This is a genomic window from Kitasatospora sp. CM 4170 (assembly GCF_032110285.1).
In the GTDB taxonomy this organism is placed as follows: Bacteria; Actinomycetota; Actinomycetes; order Streptomycetales; family Streptomycetaceae; genus Kitasatospora; species Kitasatospora aburaviensis.
On the sequence record NZ_CP134877.1, the window covers coordinates 665,344 to 684,434 of the forward strand.

General features: G+C 75.4%; 19 protein-coding genes and 2 pseudogenes. 10 read left to right on the plus strand and 11 right to left on the minus strand.

The window, feature by feature from the left end; genetic code table 11:
• Window positions 1-133: 133 nt before the first annotated feature.
• A complete protein-coding gene (locus tag RMN57_RS02975) occupies window positions 134-1,498 on the plus strand; it encodes an NAD(P)-binding domain-containing protein (RefSeq protein WP_313761773.1) in 1,365 nt (454 codons plus the stop codon).
• 84 nt (window positions 1,499-1,582) lie between these two features.
• Here the strand turns inward: RMN57_RS02975 and RMN57_RS02980 are convergent, their stop codons facing one another.
• The 5 genes and pseudogenes from RMN57_RS02980 to RMN57_RS03000 all read right to left on the minus strand — a co-directional run bounded on the left by RMN57_RS02980 (window position 1,583) and on the right by RMN57_RS03000 (window position 5,828).
• Window positions 1,583-2,335, minus strand: a complete 753-nt coding sequence (locus tag RMN57_RS02980) for an RtcB family protein (RefSeq protein ID WP_313767697.1) — start codon at window positions 2,333-2,335, stop codon at window positions 1,583-1,585.
• Window positions 2,336-2,387: 52 nt separating this feature from the next.
• Window positions 2,388-3,011, minus strand: a complete 624-nt coding sequence (locus tag RMN57_RS02985; RefSeq protein ID WP_313767698.1) for an RtcB family protein — start codon at window positions 3,009-3,011, stop codon at window positions 2,388-2,390.
• A 379-nt stretch (window positions 3,012-3,390) separates the two neighbouring features.
• Window positions 3,391-4,116: pseudogene (locus RMN57_RS02990) on the minus strand (CapA family protein); the annotation flags it as partial.
• A 154-nt stretch (window positions 4,117-4,270) separates the two neighbouring features.
• A complete protein-coding gene (locus RMN57_RS02995; RefSeq protein WP_313761774.1) occupies window positions 4,271-4,678 on the minus strand; it encodes an archease in 408 nt (135 codons plus the stop codon).
• Between the two features lie 163 nt (window positions 4,679-4,841).
• Window positions 4,842-5,828, minus strand: coding sequence for a YafY family protein (locus tag RMN57_RS03000; protein ID WP_313761775.1), 987 nt, complete (start codon window positions 5,826-5,828; stop codon window positions 4,842-4,844).
• A gap of 94 nt (window positions 5,829-5,922) precedes the next feature.
• On the opposite strand from RMN57_RS03000, the gene RMN57_RS03005 reads away from it, so the two are divergent.
• Window positions 5,923-6,321 (plus strand): VOC family protein, encoded by a 399-nt coding sequence (locus RMN57_RS03005; protein ID WP_313761776.1) that lies wholly within the window; start codon window positions 5,923-5,925, stop codon window positions 6,319-6,321.
• Window positions 6,322-6,385: 64 nt separating this feature from the next.
• Here RMN57_RS03005 and RMN57_RS03010 read toward each other — a convergent pair whose 3' ends face one another.
• A complete protein-coding gene (locus RMN57_RS03010; RefSeq protein WP_313761777.1) occupies window positions 6,386-6,994 on the minus strand; it encodes a TetR/AcrR family transcriptional regulator in 609 nt (202 codons plus the stop codon).
• A 159-nt stretch (window positions 6,995-7,153) separates the two neighbouring features.
• Between RMN57_RS03010 and RMN57_RS03015 the strand changes: the two genes are divergently transcribed.
• On the plus strand, window positions 7,154-7,942 hold the full coding sequence (locus RMN57_RS03015) for an SDR family oxidoreductase (RefSeq protein WP_313761778.1): 789 nt from the start codon (window positions 7,154-7,156) through the stop codon (window positions 7,940-7,942).
• A 260-nt stretch (window positions 7,943-8,202) separates the two neighbouring features.
• Here RMN57_RS03015 and RMN57_RS03020 read toward each other — a convergent pair.
• A pseudogene (locus RMN57_RS03020) lies at window positions 8,203-8,388 on the minus strand (VOC family protein); the annotation flags it as partial.
• A 306-nt stretch (window positions 8,389-8,694) separates the two neighbouring features.
• Here RMN57_RS03020 and RMN57_RS03025 point away from each other — a divergent pair.
• On the plus strand, window positions 8,695-9,297 hold the full coding sequence (locus RMN57_RS03025; protein WP_313761779.1) for a carbonic anhydrase: 603 nt from the start codon (window positions 8,695-8,697) through the stop codon (window positions 9,295-9,297).
• Between the two features lie 95 nt (window positions 9,298-9,392).
• Window positions 9,393-10,919: a SulP family inorganic anion transporter gene (locus RMN57_RS03030; RefSeq protein WP_313761780.1), complete on the plus strand. Its 1,527-nt coding sequence runs from the start codon at window positions 9,393-9,395 to the stop codon at window positions 10,917-10,919.
• 113 nt (window positions 10,920-11,032) lie between these two features.
• Here RMN57_RS03030 and RMN57_RS03035 read toward each other — a convergent pair whose 3' ends face one another.
• Complete coding sequence (locus RMN57_RS03035) at window positions 11,033-11,815, minus strand: metallophosphoesterase (RefSeq protein WP_313761781.1); 783 nt, start codon at window positions 11,813-11,815, stop codon at window positions 11,033-11,035.
• 125 nt (window positions 11,816-11,940) lie between these two features.
• On the opposite strand from RMN57_RS03035, the gene RMN57_RS03040 reads away from it, so the two are divergent.
• On the plus strand, window positions 11,941-13,377 hold the full coding sequence (locus RMN57_RS03040) for a PLP-dependent aminotransferase family protein (protein ID WP_313761782.1): 1,437 nt from the start codon (window positions 11,941-11,943) through the stop codon (window positions 13,375-13,377).
• A gap of 51 nt (window positions 13,378-13,428) precedes the next feature.
• Here the strand turns inward: RMN57_RS03040 and RMN57_RS03045 are convergent, their stop codons facing one another.
• Together RMN57_RS03045 and RMN57_RS03050 are read right to left on the minus strand one after the other, a co-directional pair.
• Window positions 13,429-14,064 (minus strand): HAD-IA family hydrolase, encoded by a 636-nt coding sequence (locus RMN57_RS03045; RefSeq protein WP_313761783.1) that lies wholly within the window; start codon window positions 14,062-14,064, stop codon window positions 13,429-13,431.
• Between the two features lie 138 nt (window positions 14,065-14,202).
• Window positions 14,203-16,080, minus strand: a complete 1,878-nt coding sequence (locus RMN57_RS03050) for a protein kinase domain-containing protein (RefSeq protein WP_313761784.1) — start codon at window positions 16,078-16,080, stop codon at window positions 14,203-14,205.
• A gap of 309 nt (window positions 16,081-16,389) precedes the next feature.
• Between RMN57_RS03050 and RMN57_RS03055 the strand changes: the two genes are divergently transcribed.
• The 4 genes from RMN57_RS03055 (at window position 16,390) to RMN57_RS03070 (ending at window position 18,519) form a co-directional block, all read left to right on the plus strand.
• Window positions 16,390-16,683 (plus strand): hypothetical protein, encoded by a 294-nt coding sequence (locus RMN57_RS03055; protein WP_313761785.1) that lies wholly within the window; start codon window positions 16,390-16,392, stop codon window positions 16,681-16,683.
• Between the two features lie 478 nt (window positions 16,684-17,161).
• Window positions 17,162-17,566 carry a hypothetical protein gene (locus RMN57_RS03060; protein ID WP_313761786.1) on the plus strand — a complete coding sequence of 135 codons (405 nt, stop codon included), beginning with the start codon at window positions 17,162-17,164 and terminating at the stop codon, window positions 17,564-17,566.
• An 82-nt stretch (window positions 17,567-17,648) separates the two neighbouring features.
• Window positions 17,649-18,098, plus strand: a complete 450-nt coding sequence (locus tag RMN57_RS03065) for a helix-turn-helix transcriptional regulator (RefSeq protein ID WP_313761787.1) — start codon at window positions 17,649-17,651, stop codon at window positions 18,096-18,098.
• A gap of 10 nt (window positions 18,099-18,108) precedes the next feature.
• A complete protein-coding gene (locus RMN57_RS03070; protein ID WP_313761788.1) occupies window positions 18,109-18,519 on the plus strand; it encodes a VOC family protein in 411 nt (136 codons plus the stop codon).
• Window positions 18,520-18,594: 75 nt separating this feature from the next.
• On the opposite strand, the gene RMN57_RS03075 is transcribed toward RMN57_RS03070, so the two are convergent.
• The gene (locus tag RMN57_RS03075) at window positions 18,595-18,897 is read right to left on the minus strand and encodes a hypothetical protein (RefSeq protein ID WP_313761789.1); all 303 of its coding nucleotides are present in this window, start codon (window positions 18,895-18,897) and stop codon (window positions 18,595-18,597) included.
• Window positions 18,898-19,091: the final 194 nt, after the last annotated feature.

Below are 19,091 nucleotides of genomic sequence, written 5' to 3' on the forward strand. Positions count from 1 at the left end.
GCGGGCGGGCGCGGGAACGGCCGGGCCCTGCACCCGCCCGGGGGCCGGGTGGCGGCAGGTACCCGGGCCGGGAAGAATCGGAGGGGTCCCGACAGGTCCGCAGCCTGCCGCGGACCGGACCACCGGAACCGCCATGGACGCCCCGAGCCGAACCACCGCCCCGAGCCGAACCACCGCGCCCAGCCCGACCGCGCCGGGCCGGGCCACCGTCCCGAGCCCGACCGCGCTTCCCCGCAGCGAGGAGAGCAGCGCCCGCCCCGAGGAACACGACGTGGTGATCGTGGGCGCCGGCCAGGCCGGGCTCGCGCTGAGCCACGAGCTCGGCGCGGCCGGCGTCGAGCACGTCGTCCTGGAGCGCGGCCGCGTCGGCCAGAGCTGGCGCCGCCGCTGGGACAGCTTCTGCCTGGTGATCCCCAACTGGACGATGCGGCTTCCGGGTTCCCCGTACGCCGGCGACGACCCGGACGGATTCCTGCCGCGGGACGCGATCGTACGCAGCCTCGCCGACTACGCCGCGGACTTCCGCTCGCCGGTACGCGAAGGCGTGGAGGTCACCCGGGCCGACGGCGGTCCGAGCACCGGCGGAGGGTTCCGGCTCGCCACGTCGGCAGGCCCGCTCCGGGCGCGGCAGCTCGTCCTCGCCTCCGGCGGGTACCAGCGGCCCTACCGCCCGCCCTCCTGGACGACGCTCCCCGCATCGGCCCACGTCATCGACGCCGAGGAGTACGTCCGCCCGGACCGGCTGCCGCCCGGCGGGGTCCTCGTCGTCGGCAGCGGGCAGAGCGGCTGCCAGATCGCCGAGGAGCTGGCCGAGGCCGGCCGGCGCGTCCATCTGGCCTGCGGGCGGGCACCGTGGGTCCCCCGTCGGGTCGAGGAACGGGACATCGTCGCCTGGCTGGTGGAGACGCCCTTCTTCGCCGCCCGGCTCTCCGACCTGCCCGACCGGAGCATGCGCCTGCTGGCCAATCCGCAGTGCAGCGGCCGGGACGGCGGGCACGACCTCAACTACCGGACGCTGCAGGCGCTCGGCGTCACCCTGGCCGGGCACTTCCTCGGCGCGCGGGACGGCGTCGCGTACTTCGCCGACGACCTCCCCGCGTCCGTCGCCTTCGCGGACGCCCGGTGGAGCGACATCCGCACGGTGATCACGAACTGCCTGACCGGCGCCGGCCGCCGCGTTCCCCGGCTGCCGGAACCGGCGCCGTTCCGGGCCGATCCGGTCACCGAACTCGACCTCGCGGGCGTCGGGACGGTGCTGTTCACCTCGGGCTACCGCCCCGACTTCGCGAGCTGGACCGGCTTCCCGGGCGCCTTCGACGGGGTGGGCTTCCCGCTCCAGCGGGACGGCTCCAGCACCGTGGTGCCGGGGCTGCACTTCATGGGCGTGCCCTGGCAGCGGACCAGGAAGTCCGCCACGTTCCTGGGGGTCGCCGAGGACGCGGCGGTGGTCACGGAGCGGATCGTCGCCGCCTCCCGACGCCCCCGGCCGGCCGGGTAGCCGGGCCGCCGGGGGCACCGGCCCGGGTCGCGGGACCGCCGACCGCACCGGCCCGGACGGGGTCGGTGCCCCCGGCGCACCCGCTCACCCCTTGACGACCCCCAGCGGCACCAGCCGGGCGACCGGCCGGGCGAGGCCGGCGCCCTCGGTGGCGACGGCGACCGCGTCGACGTCCTTGTACGCCTCGGGCGCCTCCTCCGCCAGCCCCCGCCAGGACGCCGGACGGACGGCGATGCCGTGCGCCTCCAACTCGTCGCGCAGCCGTTCGCCGCGCACCATCTTCAGCGCGTGGTGGCGGCTCCAGACCCGTCCGGCGCCGTGGCACGCGGAGTGGAAGGCGCCGTTGTCCGGCAGGCCGACCATCACGTACGAGACGGTCCCCATCGTGCCGGGGACCAGCACCGGCTGGCCGGCCGCGGCGAGGTCCGGCGGGAGCTCCGGGTCGCCCGGCGGCAGGGCCCGGGTGGCGCCCTTGCGGTGGACGCAGAGGCGGCGCGGCTCCCCGTCGATCTCGTGGGTCTCGATCTTGGCCATGTTGTGGGAGATGTCGTAGACGAGTGACAGGCCCGCCTCGGCGGCGTCGGCGAACGCCCGGCGGGCCGCCTCCGAGAGCAACTGCCGGTTCGCCCGGCCGTAGTTCGCGGCGGCGGCCATCGCACCGAGGTAGTCCCGCCCGGCCGGGGAGTCGACGGGCGTGCAGGCGAGCTGGCGGTCGGGGACGGAGATCCGGTAGCGGTGCAGGGCCCGGTCCATGGCGCGGACGTGGTCGGTGCAGACCTGGTGGCCGAGGCCGCGCGAGCCGCAGTGGATCATGACGCAGACCTGGCCGGTGTGCAGCCCGAACGCGGCCGCCGTGGCGGGGTCGTGGACGTGGTCGACGGCCTGGACCTCAAAGGAAGTGGTTTCCGCTGCCCAGGCTGCCGACCTGGTGGAGGCCGCGTTCCACGGCCCGGCTGCTGACCTGTCCCGGGGCGGCTCCCACCAGGACGCCGTGGTCCTCGCAGCGGTCGAGGTCGCGCGGCACGCCGTGGCCGTGCTCGACCGCGTACCGGGCGCCGCCGATCAGCAGGTCGTCCAGCTCCTCGGTGCCCGAGAGCTTCCACAGTCCGCCACCGCCCATCCCGCGTGGGGTGGTGCGGTCGAGGATGTCCATCAGGCGCCGGAGCCGGTCGTGGCCGAGCTCCGCGCGGTCGATGCCCGCGGCGAGCAGCCGCACGCCGCAGGAGATGTCGAAGCCCACGCCGCCGGGTGAGACCACCCCGCCGTCGTCCGCGTCCGTGGCGGCCACGCCGCCGATCGGGAAGCCGTAGCCCCAGTGGACGTCCGGCATGGCGAAGGAGGCCCGGACGATGCCGGGCAGGGTCGCCACGTTGGCCACCTGCTCCAGCGCCTTGTCGCCCGCGGCCTGCGGCAGCAGCTCCCGGGACGCGAACACCACGCCGGGCACGTGCATCTGCTCCCGCCGCTCGATGCGGAAGCGGTAGGGACTCTCCTGGACCAGCGCGATCTCCATCTTCCTCACCTCTGTCGTCCTCGCCACGTTCATCAGCTCCGTCAGGTCCGTCAGCTCCGTCAGGTCCGTCAGGTCCGTCAGGTCCGTCAGGTCCGTCAGGTCCGTCAGGTCCGTCAGGTCCGTCAGGTCCGTCGACCGTGAGCCGCCCGGCCCGCTCGCCCACCTCCGTACCGAACTCGGCGCAGGCGGCGGTGAACCGCTCGCGGATCCACTCCCGCTCCCCGCCGCGGGCGAGCCGGGTGTGGCAGAAGTCCAGGAACAGCGGCACCGCCTCCAGCCCGACCGGTGCGAGGTGCCCGGGGTCCGGCCCGTCCAGGGTCACCAGGAACAGCAGGCCGAGGTCGTTGCGCAGCACCGGGTCGACGGCGTAGTCGTCGACGAAGTCGCCCAGGTCGTAGAGCACCCGGTCGGCGACCCCGTGGAAGACGTGCGCGGAGTGGCCGGCGATCAGCGTCGCCCCCGCGGCCAGCAGTTGCGGGGCCGCCCGGCGCACGTGGGCGGGCGGCCGGGTGGTCATGTTCGGGCCCCAGTGGACGGTGACCAGCACGGCGTCGGCCTTCCGGGCGGCGCCGTCGACCCGGGCGGTGAGCCAGTCCGGGACGTGTCGCCGGAGGTCGGCGAAGGCCACGCCGGGGCGGTCCTCGTCGGCCGCGTAGTCCTTCGGGTGGTCCGTGACGGCGACCACCGCCAGCCGCACCCCGCCGGCCTCCAGCACGGTGGGCTCCCGGGCCGCCGCGGCGTCCCGGCCAGCCCCGACCGTGTGCACGCCGGCCCGCTCCAGCAGGGCGCGGGTGTCGGCGAGCGCGTCGTAGCCGTAGTCCAGGGCGTGGTTGTTGGCCAGGGTCACGCAGTCCACCCCGAGCTCGGCCAGGACGTCGGCCGCCGCGGGCGGGGCGCGGAAGAAGAAGGCCTTGAACGGGCTCGGCCGGCGCGCCCCGCGGGCGGAGACGCAGCACTCCAGGTTGAGCAGGACGAGGTCGGCGCGGGCCAGTGCCTCCCGCACCTCGGGGGCCAGCAGGGTCTTCGGCGACGGCGAGCGGCGCAGCTCGACCGCGACGGAGCGTCCGAGCATCGTGTCGCCGGCCAGGGCCAGGGTGAGTGCCATCCTCCCGATCCGCTTCCGATTGCTTCGCTCGGGGCCGCTCGTTTCGGGCCCGTTCGCCTCCGAGCTGCTCGGCTCCGGGCTGCTCGCCTCCGGGCTGCTCGGCTCCGGCCTGCTCGCCTCCGGGCTGCTCGCCTCCGGGCTGCTCGCCGTGGGCTCAGACGTCGAGCGTCACCCGGCAGGTCCAGCCGCCCGGGCCCGCGCGCAGGTGGAGGTCGTGCAGCGACACGGCCTTGGGCACCGCGCCGACCGGCTCGGCGGTGCCGGCGTCCGCCATCCGGAACCGCACGGCCAGTGACCGGCCGCCGCCGGCGTCCCGGATCGGCCCCGGCTCCGTGTCGAGCGGGATCTCCCCGGCCACGTCCATCCGGTAGACGACCTCCTCCAGGACGGACACCACCAGGTCCTCGTCGGTCTCGGCGGTGAAGGTGCACGCGTAGTCCCCGGTCGCCCGGGCCGCGGAGGTGTCGGCGAAGGCCTCGACCGCGCCGCGCACCACCTCCCGGATACACCCCTCGGCCGTCGGCGACCACGCCTCGACGCGCAGGTCCGCGGTGTGCGCCACGGCCCGGTGGCCACTGGGTTGCTGCTGCCGCCCACTCACCGGCCACGACTCCCGTCAGGTCTCCTGCCCGGCCCGCCGGGCTGCGCCGCGCGGGCCGTCCCACCCCTCCAGCGTCGACCCGCACTCCCCCGCAGGCAACCCCCACCCGGCGCGGACGACGGAGTCAGGTTCGGCGGGCACAGGCGGCGAGCCGGTCGGCGAGCGCGCTGACGAGGTCCCGGAGTTCGTCCGGTCGCTCGATGACGAGCGGGCGGTCGAGCGAGGCGAGGACGGGAGGCAACCAGTCGAGCCGCTCCGCGCGCAGTTCGACGTGGAGCCAACGCTCGGTGTGCGGATCGCCTTCCGCGGTCGCGGGATCCTCCACGCTCGCGACGCTGGCGGGCAGCCGGGCGCGGATCTGTTCGACCGTCCCGTGGATCCGCAGGGTCACTTCGTACCGGTACGCGGCCTTGGCGAGCCCCGACAGGACGCGCTGGGCCGGATCGAGTCCGGCGGGCGGCTCGAACGAGCCCGGCAGGGCCCTCGCGTCCGCGATGCGATCGAGCCGGAAGGTCCGGTCCTGGCCGATCCCGGGATCCGCGCCCGTGACGTACCACCGGCCCGCATGGGTGACGATCCCGTACGGGTGCAGCGTGCGTTCGCTCCGTCGGCCGTCCCGGGTGGTGTACCTGAGGGAGATCGGGCGGCGGTGGCGCACCGCATCCGCGACGGCGAGCAGGACCCCCGTCTCCGGGGTGGCCGACTCGCCGGGCGGAGCCGTGAAGGCGAGGGATTCCATGACGGCGTCGAGCCGGCGGGCCAGACGCTCGGGCAGGGCCCGGCGGATCTTGGCCGCTGCCGTCTCGCCGGCGGTCTCGGTCGCCGTCAGCAACCCCGTCCTGCGGCCGGCGACGAGGCCGAGCAGCACGGCGAGCGCCTCGTCGTCGTTGAGCATGAGCGGAGGCAGACGGTACCCGGGAGCGAGCCGGTACCCGCCGTAGCGGCCGCGGACCGCCTCGACGGGGATGTCGAGGTCGACCAGGTGGTCCACGTACCGCCGCACGGTGCGCCCGTCGACGCCGAGCCGGTCGGCGAGTTCGGCCACGGTTCTGATACCGCCCGACTGCAGGAGTTCCAGGAGGGTGAGCACACGCCCGGTAGGTCGAGCCATGTCCACGAGACTAGCGGTGATACCGGACCGATTCTGTCCACTATCTGCTCTAGCGTCCGAGGTGCAACGGCTTCACCAACCCGAGGAGAGCACCATGGACTTCGTTTCGACCCGGATCATCACCGGCGACATCGCGCGCCTCGTCGACTTCTACGAGCGGGCCACCGGTGTGCGGGCGGACTGGTCCACCGAGGACTTCGCCGAACTGCGGACCGCCGGCGCGACCCTCGCGATCGGCAGCACCCGCACCGTGGCACTGTTCGCGCCCGGCTCCGCCCGTCCGGCCGACAACAACTCCGTGATCATCGAATTCCTCGTCGCCGACGTGGACCTCGTGTACCGGAACCTGGCCGATGTGGTCGCCGACTTCGTGACCGAGCCCACCACGATGCCCTGGGGCAACCGGTCGCTCCTGCTCCGCGACCCCGACGGCAACCTCGTCAACTTCTTCACCCCTGTCACGCCGGCGGCCATGGAGAAGTTCGCCCGCTGACGACGGCGCCACCGCCCTGGCCCGCCGCCGGTCCGGACGGCACGGCCCAGACGGGTCAGACGGGTCAGGGCGAGCCGGCGGGGTCTGGGCGCAGGCCGGCCAGGAGGACGTCCAGGGTGAGGTCCGTGGCGTCGGCGAGCGGGGTGTCGTCGAGGAGCGACCCGACGGCCAGCATGGCGAGGCCGTGGGTGGCCGAGAAGGCGACCAGGGCCAGGCGGACGGGGTCACCGTCGCGGACGGCTCCGGCCCGCTGCGCCTCAGCGATCAGCCGGGCGACGATCTCCAGGCAGTCGTGGCCGAGTTCGCACAGCTCGTTGCTGGAGTCCTCGGCGTGCTTGGCGGTGAACATCAGGTCGAGCAGGGCCGCGTGCCGGACCGCGAAGCCGAGGTACGCGCGGCCGACCTCGGCCAGGCGGGCGGTGACCGGGCGGTCGGGGGCCTCGGCGGCGGCGCGCATGGCTCCGTTGAGGGTGGCGAAGCCGCTGACGGCGAGCGCGTCCAGCAGGGCCCGGCGGTCCCGGAAGTGGCGCGACGGGGCCGCGTGGCTCACGCCGAGGTCGCGGGCCAGGCTCCGCAGGGACAGTCCGTCGGCGCCCGACTCGGCGAGGACGGCCTCCGCGCGCTCCAGCAGGGCGGTCCGGAGATTGCCGTGATGGTAGGACCCCTCGGCCAAGGCGGTCTCCCCTTCCCAATGTTGTCGTTGACTACAATGATGGCACTGCCTACATTGATGGCGGAGCAGCCCGCGGCCGACCCGCCCGAAGCGGCCCGCCCGACCTGCACCTGCGCGCAGTCCCGTGGAACCAGTCTCGTGGAAGTGGAGCAGCCGATCATGCCTATGACCTACCGGGGCACTGTGGCCCTGATCACCGGCGCCAGCGCCGGCCTCGGCGTCGAGTTCGCCCGCCAGTGGGCCGAGCGGGGCGCCGACGTGGTACTGGTCGCCCGGCGGCTCGACCGACTGGAGGAGCTGGCCGAGCAGTTGGGGAACCGCTACGGCGTCCGCGCCACCGCCGTCGCCGCCGACCTCGCCCTACCCGGCGCGGGCACCGGGCTGCGCGCGGAGCTCGACGCCCGCGGCATCGCCGTCCACACGCTGATCAACAACGCCGGTTTCGGCAGCTACGGCCCGTTCGCCGAGCAGGACCCGGCGCAGATCAACCAGATGATCCAGCTCAACATCACGGCCGTCGCCGAGCTGACCCGCGCCTTCCTCCCGGACATGGCGGCCGACGGCCGGGGCGCCCTGGTCACCGTGGCCAGCGCCGCCGCCTACCAGCCGACCCCGGCGATGGCGGTCTACGGGGCGAGCAAGGCCTTCGTCCTCAGTTTCACCGAGGCCGTCGCCTACGAGACGCGCGCCTCGGCGCTGCGCGTCCTCGCCGTCTCGCCCGGGGCGACCCGGACCGAGTTCTTCGACGTCGCGGGCAGCATGAACGCCGCCGTGGGCCGGATGGCCACCGCCGAGCAGGTCGTCACGGCCACCCGGCGCGCCCTGGAGCGCGGCAAGACCCCGCCGAGCGTCGTCGCGGGCCTCGGCAACCGGATCTCCACGATCGCCAGCAGCCTGACGCCGCGCCGCGTCACGCTGGCCGTCTCGGGCCGCCTGCTGAAGGCCTGATCCGACCCGCCTCCCAGCGGCACCCCGACCCCGGCCCCGGGCGGCGACCCAGTTTCGCCCCGCCCGGGGCCGCCGCGTCCCCCGACGGCCGCGATCCGGTGGACCGGTCGGCCGGCCGACCGCATGCTGGGAGCAGGTGGCCCGGCCGCGAACCCCCGAGCGCGGCCGGGCCCCTTTCCGCCGGCAAGTCCGCCGGCCCGGGCCCCGCGGCCCCCTCGGCGGGCGCCCGGTCGAGGAGGCCCGTCCGGCCCGGGCGGCGTTCAGTCGAGACGGAACTCGTTGCCCTCGACGTCCTGCATCACGATGCACGACTCGTTCTCGCCGTCTGCGGGCAAGAGCCGCTCGCGCACCGCGCCGAGCGCGACCAGACGTGCACGTTCGGCCTCCAGCACGGCCAGGCGCTCCGCACCCACGAGTCCGGTGGCGACCCGCACGTCGAGGTGCACCCCGCCCGGGTCGAACGGGCATCCCGCCGCAACACACCAGCACGATGCGGTAACAGGATGTTAACCGGACCGGCACAGATTCCTCCCAGGCTCGGCTTTTGCCTGCCCCATACCCGTGTTTTACTGACTCTTGACGCAGCATCAGGTCACCGGGGGGTCACCGACGGTCAGGCGGCGCGCGGATCCGCCGTGCCCGACCGCCGCGGCCGACGCCCCGGACCGACGGCCTGTTCTGACGGTCCCCTGCCCAACCCGACCGCCCGCCCCGGCCGACCACGGCGAGGGGGCAGAAGGAGGCACGCCCTCATGGAACCGTTGATCGACCGCGCCCGCGCCTTCCCGCAGCGCGCCGGCCTCGCCGGACGCGAGCTCACCGGCCTCGCCGCCGGCCAGTCGCCGCAGGCGCTCTTCATCACCTGCTCGGACTCCCGGGTGGTGCCCAGCCTGATCACCGGGGCCGACCCGGGCGACCTCTTCGAGCTGCGCACCGCCGGCAACATCGTCCCGGCGTACCGCGCGGACACCGCCTCCGGCGAGACCGCCACGATCGAGTACGCCGTCGACGTCCTCGGGGTGCGCGACATCGTCGTCTGCGGCCACTCGCACTGCGGGGCCGTCGGGGCCGTGGTCCGTGGCGACGACCTCAGCGCCGCGCCCGCCGTCCGCGCCTGGCTGAGCAACGCGGACCCCGGTGAGCTCCGCACCGACGAGACCGACGTCTTCGACCCGACCGTTGCCGGGCCGGTGCAGCGCCACGTGCTGGCGCAGTTGGAACGGCTGCGCGGCTACCCGGGCATCGCCCGTCTGCTGATCGACGGGCGGGTCAGACTCCACGGCTGGTTCTACGAGATCCACACCGGGCTGGTGCTGGCGCACCGGGCCGACTCCGGCCTCTTCCTCCCGCTCTGAGCGGGCAGCCTCCTGCCGCTCCGAACGGGGCCCTCCCCGCTCCGGGCCGGCTCCCGCCGTCCGCCCGCCCGCACCGTCACCCGACCGAGGACCCGATGCTTCACCGTCCTGCCCTCCGGCCCACCGCCGACCGCTCCCCCGGCCCGCCGGGCCGCTCCGCCCCGGCGGGGCTCTCCGCCCTGAGGACCGACCTCGCCGCCTCCCTCGTCGTCTTCCTGGTCGCGCTGCCGCTCTGCGTCGGCGTGGCCGTCGCCTCCGGCGTTCCCGCCGAACTCGGCCTGGTCACCGGGATCGTGGGCGGACTGCTCACCGGCCTCCTGCCGGGCAGCAGCCTCCAGGTCTCCGGGCCGGCCGCCGGGCTCACCGTCCTGGTGTTCGCCGCCGTCCAGGAACACGGCCTGGCCGCCCTCGGCGTCATCACCGCCGCCGCCGGGCTGCTCCAGATCGCGATGGGCGCCCTGCGGCTGGGCCGTCTGTTCCGCGCCATCTCCGTCTCGGTCGTCCAGGGCATGCTGGCCGGGATCGGCCTGGTCCTGATCGCCGGTCAGCTCTACGCGATGGCCGACGCCAAGGCGCCCAAGGACGGCCTGGGCAAGCTCGCCGGCCTGCCGCGCCTGCTCGTCGACACCGCGGCCTCGCCGCAGGGGCTCACCGCCGCCGCGATCGGCACCGGCACCGTGGCCGTCCTGGTGCTCTGGCCCCGGCTGCCCGCGCGCGTGCGGCTGGTGCCGGCGCCGCTGGCGGCGGTCGCCGCGGCGACCGCCGCCACCGCGCTCTTCGGCCTGTCGGTCGCCAAGGTCGAGGTCGCCGGCCTGGCCGGGGTGATCGACCTCCCCGGCGGCTCCGAACTCGCGGCGCTCGGCAGCCTCGGCGTGCTGGGGACGATCGTCGCCTTCGCCCTGATCGCCTCGGCCGAGAGCCTGTTCAGCGCCGCGGCCGTGGACCGGCTGCACGACGGCCCGCGCACGCACTACGACAAGGAGCTGGTCGCCCAGGGTGTCGGCAACACGGTCTGCGGGGTCCTGGGCGCGCTGCCGATGACCGCCGTCATCGTCCGCAGCGCGGCCAACGTCCAGGCCGGGGCCCGGACCAAGGCCTCGCGCGTGCTGCACGGCCTCTGGCTGCTGCTGTTCGCCGCGTTCCTCCCGGCAGCGCTCTCGGTCATCCCGCTAGCCGCGCTGGCCGGGGTGCTGGTGCACGCGGGCGCCAAGCTGGTGCCGGTCAAGGCCCTCGTGGTGCTGTGGCGGACCCACCGCGGGGAGGCCTTGATCCTCGCGGTCACGGCGGTCGCCGTCGTGGCGACCAACCTCTTCGAAGGGGTGCTGCTCGGCCTGCTGCTCTCCGTGCTGAAGAGCGCCTGGGACACCTCGCACCTGCACGTCGGCGTCGACGAGCGGTCCGACGGGACGGTCGCGGTCACCCTGGCCGGCAACGCCACCTTCCTGCGGCTGCCCCGGCTCCTGGACGCCCTGGAGCGGCTGCCGACCGACCGGATCGTCCACCTCGACCTGACCGGGCTCCGCCACCTCGACCACGCCTGCCGGAGCGCGCTGGAGTCCTGGGAGGAGCGGCACAACCGGCTCGGCGAGGCCGCGGTGGTCCGGGTGCCGGCCGGCGTCTGAGCGCACGGCCCGGTGTCCGGGGGCGGCCGCCCCGGACACCGGGCTTCCGGGCCTCCGGACACCTGGCTTCCGGGCGCGAGTGCGGCACGGCGGGCCGGCGAGCCGGCCCGCCGTCAGCCGTAGGACGGGCCGTCCGGGACGACGCAGCGGTAGTGGGTGGTCAGCCGGCCCTCGTCGTCGAGGACGTGGAAGGCGAGTGCGGGCGGCTGGTCGAGGTGGACGTGGTCCTCCGGGTGGGCCCGGTGCTCCCACGGCAGCCGGAGGGTGGAGACCACCCCCGGCGCCACCAGCAGCGGCCGACCGGCGAAGGTGGTCGCCGCCGGGGTGTGGGCGTGTCCGCACAGGAAGGCCGTGATGCGGGGGTGGCGGTCCGCGAGCGCCGCGAGCCGCTCCGCCCCGAACTGGCGGAGGCCGTCGATGAAGGGCTGGTGCAGCAGGGCCGGCGGGTGGTGGAAGGCGACGAGCGCCGGCACGTCGCCGGGGGTCTCGGCGAGGGTCTCCTCCAGCCAGGCCAGCGTCTCGTCCGCGAGGTGGCCCTCGTCCTTGCCGGGTACCGAGGAGTCGCACAGGGCGAGGACGAAGCCGTCCCCGCGGTGCACCCGGTTGATCGGCGCCGCGGGTTCCGCGGGTTCGCGCTCGCCGAGCAGGTGCCCGCGGAAGGCGGCGCGCTCGTCGTGGTTGCCGGGGCCGACCAGCACCGGGTGGCGGGAGGTCAGCACCGCACGCGCCCGCTCGTACTCGGCGGGCAGGCCGTGGTCGGCGATGTCCCCGGTGACCAGGACGGCGTCCAGGTCGTAGGGGAGGGCTTCGAGGTGGTCCATGACCGCCTGGGTGCGGTCCAGGCTGCGCTGCCCGCTGTCGATGTGGATGTCGCTGAGGTGGGCGATGACGATCACCGCGGAGGTCCCTTCGTCTCGGTCTGTGGGTCTGTGGGTCTGTGCTCGGAGCGGACGGCGCTCGGAGTGCTCCTCGCTCAGAGCGACCGTAGAAGGCCACCGGACCACGCATAAGATCCAGTTCCATGCCGAATTCCTGGTCCAGCTCCCGTCTCGACCTGCACCTCGCCCTCGATGCGGCGAACGGGCGGCGCGCCGGGCTGGAGTCGGCGCTGCGGACGGCGATCCGGCAGGGGCGCCTGGCTCCCGGAGCGCTCCTGCCGTCCACCCGCGGACTGGCCCGGGAGCTCGGGCTCTCCCGGGGCACCGTCACCGCCGCCTACGACCAACTGGCCGAGGAGGGCCACCTGGTCACCCGGCCCGGCGCGGCCACCAGGGTGGCCGCACCGCCGCAGCCGCCCGTCGAGGCCGCTACCCGCCCCGCCCCCGCACCGGCGGTGCCCCGGCACGACCTCCGCCCCGGGCACCCGGACGTCAGCGCCTTCCCCACCCGGACCTGGCTCGCCGCCACCCGACGGGTCCTCACCCGCGCCCGCCCCGACGTCTTCGCGGCCGGCGACCCCCAGGGCCGGATCGAGCTGCGCACGGCACTCGCCGACTACCTGGGCCGCACCCGCGGTGTGATCACCACACCGGACCGCATCGTGATCACCTCCGGCTACTACCAGGGCCTGGGCCTGCTCTGCTCCGCACTGGCCGCCGCCGGCGCCCGCACGGCGGCCATGGAGGATCCGGGCCACAACACCTACCGGGACGTCGTCCGCCGCGCCGGTCTCACCGTCCTCCCTCTGCCCCTCGACGCCGACGGCGCGCGTACGGACGCGCTCACCCCGCGGACGGACGCCGTGGTCCTCACCCCCGCCCACCAGTACCCGACCGGCGTGCCGCTCGGCGCGCGCCGCCGTCAGGCCGTCTGCACGTGGGCGCACTCCACCGGCGGCCTGATCGTCGAGGACGACTACGACGGGGAGTTCCGCTACGACCGCCGGCCCGTCGGCGCCCTCCAGGGCAACGCCGCCGATCACGTCGCCTACTGCGGCACCGCCTCGAAGACCCTCGGCCCGGCCCTGCGCCTCGCCTGGCTGGTGCTCCCGCCCCGGCTGGTGGGAGCGGTGGTGGCGGCCAAGCAGCAGGCCGACCTCTACACCGAGACGCTGGGCCAGCTCGTCCTCGCCGAGCTGATCGCCACGCACGCCTACGACCGCCACGTCCGCGCCGCCCGCCTGCGCTACCGGCGGCGCCGCGAACTCCTCCTCGACCGGGTGACCGCCCTGCCCGGCCACACCGCCCACGGCGTTCCGGCCGGCCTGCACACCCTGGTCACGCTCCCGTCCGACGGGCCCGGCGAGGAACGGCTGCTGGCCGCCTGCACCGGCCGCGGCCTCGCCCTGCGCGGGCTCACCGAGCTCCACCACGACCCGACGGGCCGCCCGCAAGGCCTGCTGGTCGGCTTCGCCGCGCCCTCCGACCGCGGTTACCCACCCGCGCTCGACGCCCTCTGCGCGGTGCTGGCGTCCACCGACCCGGGCGACCGCGGGCCGGCGCTCCGCAGCGGGGGTTGAGACGGCGTCACCGCGGTGTCAGGGTGTGTCCTTTGAATCACGCCCCGCCCCTCAGGGCCGGCCGGGTCCCGGAGCGAGGAGCGGGGCCAGGGCGTCGTGGAGGTCCGCGGGCCTGCGGTAGTGGACGGCGGTCATACCCACCGTACGGGCGGCCTCGACGTTGGCAGGGGTGTCGTCGACGAACAGGCAGCGGTGGACGGCCGCGCCCACCCGCTCGGCCGCGATCAGGTAGATCCGCGGATCGGGCTTTGCGACGCCGATCCGCGCGGTGTTCACGACGGCGTCGGCGACGGTGTCCAGCCCCTGGCGGGCGAGGTCCCGCTCCAGCCGGGTGGTGGCGTTGGAGAGCAGCGCGACGGTCACCGCCTCGCGGGCCCGGCCGAGGAGGGCGACCACCTCCCGGTCGACCCGGGGCACCACGTCGGACCAGGCGGCGACGGCGGCTCGGGCGCGCTGCGCCGATCCGCACGCCCCGGCGAGGTCCGCGGCCACCGCGGCCCGCCACTGCTCGTCGGTGGTCTTCCCCGTGATCGCGGGCTGCAGGCGGGCCGGCGCGAAGGCCGCCGCCTCGATCGCGCCGGCGGGGAGTCCGTGGGTAGCGTCGAGGCCGGCCTCGGCGGTGGTGGGCCAGTGCCGGAGCACGCCGTCGATGTCGCACACCACAGCGTCGAAGGGGAGGACGGTCACGGTCGGCATCTCCTTGCCTTTGTCGTGGCGCCGATGCGCGGGTCGGGCTCGGCCTTGGGTGTCGGTCGTCGTCGCCGCCGCGGGGCGGGCCCGGGACGGCGACGTGCGGGCGGGGCCGGGCGCCCCGCCCGGAGTCGGTCACCCGGCGGGGTAGGTCCGCTTGACCTTGCCGGAGACGTCGGCCGAGAGGTAGCCGGAGACGCTGTTGGCGCTGGAGAGGTAGACGCGGATGGTCGGTGTGCCGTCGGACGTGTCCGGCCCGATGATCAGGTACCTGCTGGTCGGGTTGGGGACGTTGAGGGTCTCCTCGGCCTTCTTCAGCAGGGCGGGGATGACGCTCCAGTCGTACTGCGTGAGGTCGGCGGTCTTGCTCCCGCTCATCGGGCCGCCCGGGGTGCGGCGGGTGGCCTTGCCGTCCCGGTAGTCGTACCACTCGTAGGCGCGGGGGTCGGCGGTCGGCACCTGGGCCATCGCGTAGCCCGGGTAGACGGTGAGGTCCTTGACGGTCGACTTGCCGGCCTGGGCGGTCACCGCGGCGACCACCGCACGGACGCCCTCGGGGGTGAGGAGGTCCGTCGGGGCCGGGGTGTTGGCTCCGCCTGCCGACCCGCCCCCGGCCGACTTGGCCGGTGACGCGGTGGCCGGACCGGCCGAGGGGGCGGCGGTGTCGGCCGACCCGCCCGGAGTGGCGGTCCCGCCCGATCCGGGTGCGGAGCTCGACGCGGCCGGGCCGCCGGAGACCTTGGCGTCCTTGCCCTTGGCGTCGTCGTCCAGATTCAGCGACCAGACGAGGACGCCGGCCACCGCCACGGTGGCGACCCCGAGGGCGATCGCGGCGACCGAACGCCCGCGCCCCGCCGGGCGGGGTGCGGCGCCGGGGTCGGTGGCGCGGGTCGGGCCCATCGGGTCGACGGTGCCGACCGAACCGATCGGGTACGTCGAGCCGGTCGGGTGCACCGGGCCGGTCGAGCCGGCCGGGTGGGCCGGGCCGGCCAGGTCGGTCGGGCCCTGGGCCGGCCACGGCCCGGACGGCAGGCCACCGGGCGGCGGGCCGAAGACGCCGGACGTGGCGGGCACGGCGGGCACGGCGGGGGCGCCGGGTGCGGCGCCGCCCGGGCGCGGGGTGTCCAGGAAGGTCGGCGCCCAGGCCGGCCCGGCCTGGGCGGCCGGGGCCGCGCCCTGCTCGGCGGCTGCGAGCGCCCGGTCGAGCTGGTCGGCGTCCGGCCGCAGCTTGGGGTCCCGGGCCAGCACGGCGGCCAGGACCGGGCCGAGCCCGCCGGAACGGCTGGGCGGCGGCAGCGGCTCGTCCAGGACGGCCGCGAGGGTCGCGAGGGTGGTGGCGCGGCGCAGCGGGTGGTGGCCCTCGACGGCGACGTAGAGCATCATCCCGAGCGACCAGAGGTCGGAGGACGGGTTGCCCTCCTCGCCGCGGATGCGTTCGGGGGCGATGTACTCGGGCGAGCCGATCAGGGCGCCGGTCGCGGTGAGGGCGGTGGCGTCCTGCATGGCGGCGATGCCGAAGTCGGTGAGGACCGGGGTGCCGTCGGGGCGGAGCAGGACGTTGCCGGGCTTGACGTCGCGGTGCTGGATGCCGGCGGCGTGGGCGGCGCGCAGCGCGGCCAGCACGCCACGGCCGATCCGGGCCGCCTCGGGGACCGTGAGCGGGCCGCGGGCGATCCGGTCGGCGAGGCTGCCGCCGCTGACCAGCTCCATCACCAGCCAGGGGTGCGGGTGCTCGGGCGTGTCGACGATGTGGTGGATGACGGCGACGTTGGGGTGCTGGAGCCGGGCGAGCGCCCGGGCCTCGCGCAGCACGCGTTCGCGGAGCTCGTTGGCGCCGTCGGGGTCGGCCGCGGCCATCGCCGGGTCCGGCGGCCGCACCTCCTTCAGCGCGACCTCCCGGTACAGCGCGTTGTCGCGGGCGCGCCAGACCAGGCCCATGCCGCCGCCGCCGAGGCGTTCCAGCAGTTCGAAGCGGCCGTCGATCAGCCGCGGCTGCGGCCCCCCAGGGTTCATGGCGGACATCGTAGAGGTCCGCGCCGACGACGTGCGCCGATGGTCCCCGCTCGGCGGGGTCGGCGGGGGTCGGCGTACGGCCCAGCGCGGGCGCCCGGCGCGGGGCTCGGCGCGGGGCTCGGCGCGGGGCGAGGTGCAGCGCTCGGCGCGGGGCTCGGCACCGTCGCGCGGATGTCCGCGACCGTGATCCGGAGCGCGGTGTCCGATCACCGGACGCAACCCCGTACACTACTGACCGGTCATCAGTTCGACGGATGACCATCGCACGAAGGAACAGCAAGAGAACAAGGGGGAAACATGCTGCGACGCATGTCCGCACTCGCCGTCTCCACCGTGGTCGCGGGGGGCCTGCTCCTCGCCGCCGCACCGGCCCAGGCCGCCCCGGCCGCCACCCAGTCCGGCGTCCAGGCCGTGGCCGCCGCCGGCTCCGTCACGGTGAACATCCAGGAACTGCGCCAGCAGGTCGCCAAGCTGCGCCAGCAGGCCGCCACGCTGCGCCACGTGGGCCTCTACCGTGAGGCCGACAAGGTGGACGCCCGCGCCAATGCGATCGAGGCGCAGATCAAGCGCTACCTCGACTGCGAGCGCAGCGTCCACTGCTGAGCCGCGAGCGCGGCGCGGCCCCTGCCCGGTTTCCGGGCGGGGGCCTCGCCGTTTCCGGCGCGGACGCGGCGCGGACGCGGGGCCGACGCCCGGGCCGGCCGGCCGCCGTGCCACGCCGCCGCCGAACGCGCCGGGTGAGATCCCTGCTGCGCGCGGTCACGGAATCGTCCGCGCGGCGGCGGCTTGCGGGCTCAGGCGGACGGAACGGGTTATCGTGCCCTGCAGAGACTTCGGTCGCCCCTGGCCACGGCCCGGGACTGCCGGAGCAGGCCCGCCACCCTCGGGCCGGACCGGCCCGCAGCGGCACGAGCGACCCTCCGATCGCCTCCGACGGCCGAACCCAGCAAGGCCTCTGCCCGCGCCCGGGCAGGCCCGCCGTCCCCACTGGCGCGCCTGCGACCGCGGCCCCGGCAGCCCGGCCGCACGGCCCGGTTCCCCCCACCGGGCCGGCCGATCCGTTGCACCAGGAGCCGCCTCCATGGCACTCGACCCCTGTTACGCGCGTACCGACGCGCACACGGCCCCTGCGGCCGTCCCCTCGGCCGCCGTATCCCCGGCCGCCGCGTCCTTGGTCGCCGCCTCACCGGGCGGCGTCTTCGCGGCCGCCGGCGCGCCCGCGCCGGACGCGCCGTCCGCCGACCCCGTCTGTACCACCGCAGACCCCGGCCTCTACGCACCGGTGCTGCCGCTCTGGCTGGTCACCATGCCGACCACGACCGCCGACGGGGCCACCGGCAGCCAGACCTTCGCCGTCCGGGCCGCCACCGTCCCGACGGCCATCGCCACGGCCGCCGTCCGCGCCGGGAGCCAGGAGGCCCGCCTGCGCCGGCGCGGAGCCCGGATCGACGCCCACTGCGCCCGGGTGGTGCTGCACTGCGCGTGACCGCCCCGCTCCCCACCGCCCCCGCGTGCCGCCCGTTTCCGCAGGTGGGGGCTGTGTCGGGGGCCGGTGGTAGCGTCGAACCATGACCCCCGAGGAGCTCGCCGACCTCGCGCACCTGCGCCGCGCGCGGGACTTGATCGACCGGGAGTACGCACGCCCGCTCGACGTGCCGACGATGGCCCGCCACGCACTGATGTCGCCCGCACACTTCTCGCGGAGGTTCCGGGCGGCCTACGGCGAGACGCCCTACGGCTACCTCATGACCCGCCGGATCGAGCGGGCGATGGCACTGCTGCGCGGGGGCATGAGCGTGACCGACGCGTGCATGGCGGTCGGCTGTACCTCACTCGGGTCGTTCAGCTCGCGCTTCACCGAGCTCGTCGGCGAGCCGCCGAGCGCCTACCGCGCCCGGGAGCACCGGGCCGTCTCGGCGATGCCCGCGTGCGTCGCCAAGGTGCGCACGCGGCCGGTGCGGAAGCGGCCGGGCAAGCCGAGCAGGATTCGAGAAGCAGGCCCCATGGCCGCGACCTAACGTTGGCGGCATGACCATCGCACTGCACTACTGCCACATCACCGTCAACGACCTGGACGACTCGCTCGCCTTCTACCGCGACGCGCTCGGCCTCGACGTCCGCAACGACGTCTCCTCCGGCGAGCACCGCTGGGTCACCCTCGGCAGCTCGGACCAGCCCGACCTCGACATCGTGCTCTCCGAGCCGCACGCCGGCCGCTCCCAGGCCGACGGCGACGCCCTCCAGGAGCTGCTGACCAAGGGCGTCCTGCCGATGACCGTCTTCAGTACCGACGACGTCGACGCGACCTTCGAGCGGGTCCGGGCTTCCGGCGCCGAGGTCCTCCAGGAGCCCATCGACCAGGCCTGGGGGCCGCGCGACTGCGCGTTCCGCGACCCCTCGGGCAACATGGTGCGGATCCAGCAGCAGGCCAAGGCCTGAGGAGTCGGGCCGCACGGCCCGGCCCCCTCCCGTCGGCCCGGCCCCCTCCCGTCGGCCCGGCACCACCCGGGGTTCTCAGGCCCCCCTGGCGCCGGGCCGTTCGCCTGCCGCGCGGAGCCGCTCGGCCAGGGCGGCGAGCCCCTTCCGGACGTCGTTGACGGTGCCGCGGGCGTCGGCGGTGGTCATCCGGTACGGGTAGTAGAGGTCGACGAACTCCCGGGCGACCTCCACCAGCGAGGCGGCCGCGTCTAGGACCGTGGCCTCCTGCTCGCGCAGCACCGGCGCACGACCGCCGCGCGCCGGGGTCAGGACCGACTCCCGCGCCAGCTTCTCCACCTCGCGAACCGCGTCGACGATCGCCTTCAGTTCGTCGTCCATGCCCGTCCCCCTCGCCCGTGAAGCGATCCGATGATCGATCCGTCCGATGACTTCGGGTCAGTGTGCCCGCGCAGAACGACGGTTCACGCGAGCGCCACGCAGAATCGGTTCCTCATCCCGGGAATGATGGGGCACTGGGGAGCTTGGCGGGGCGTGCGCCAGGATGTCGTGCGCCCCCCAACCGCCGCACCCGC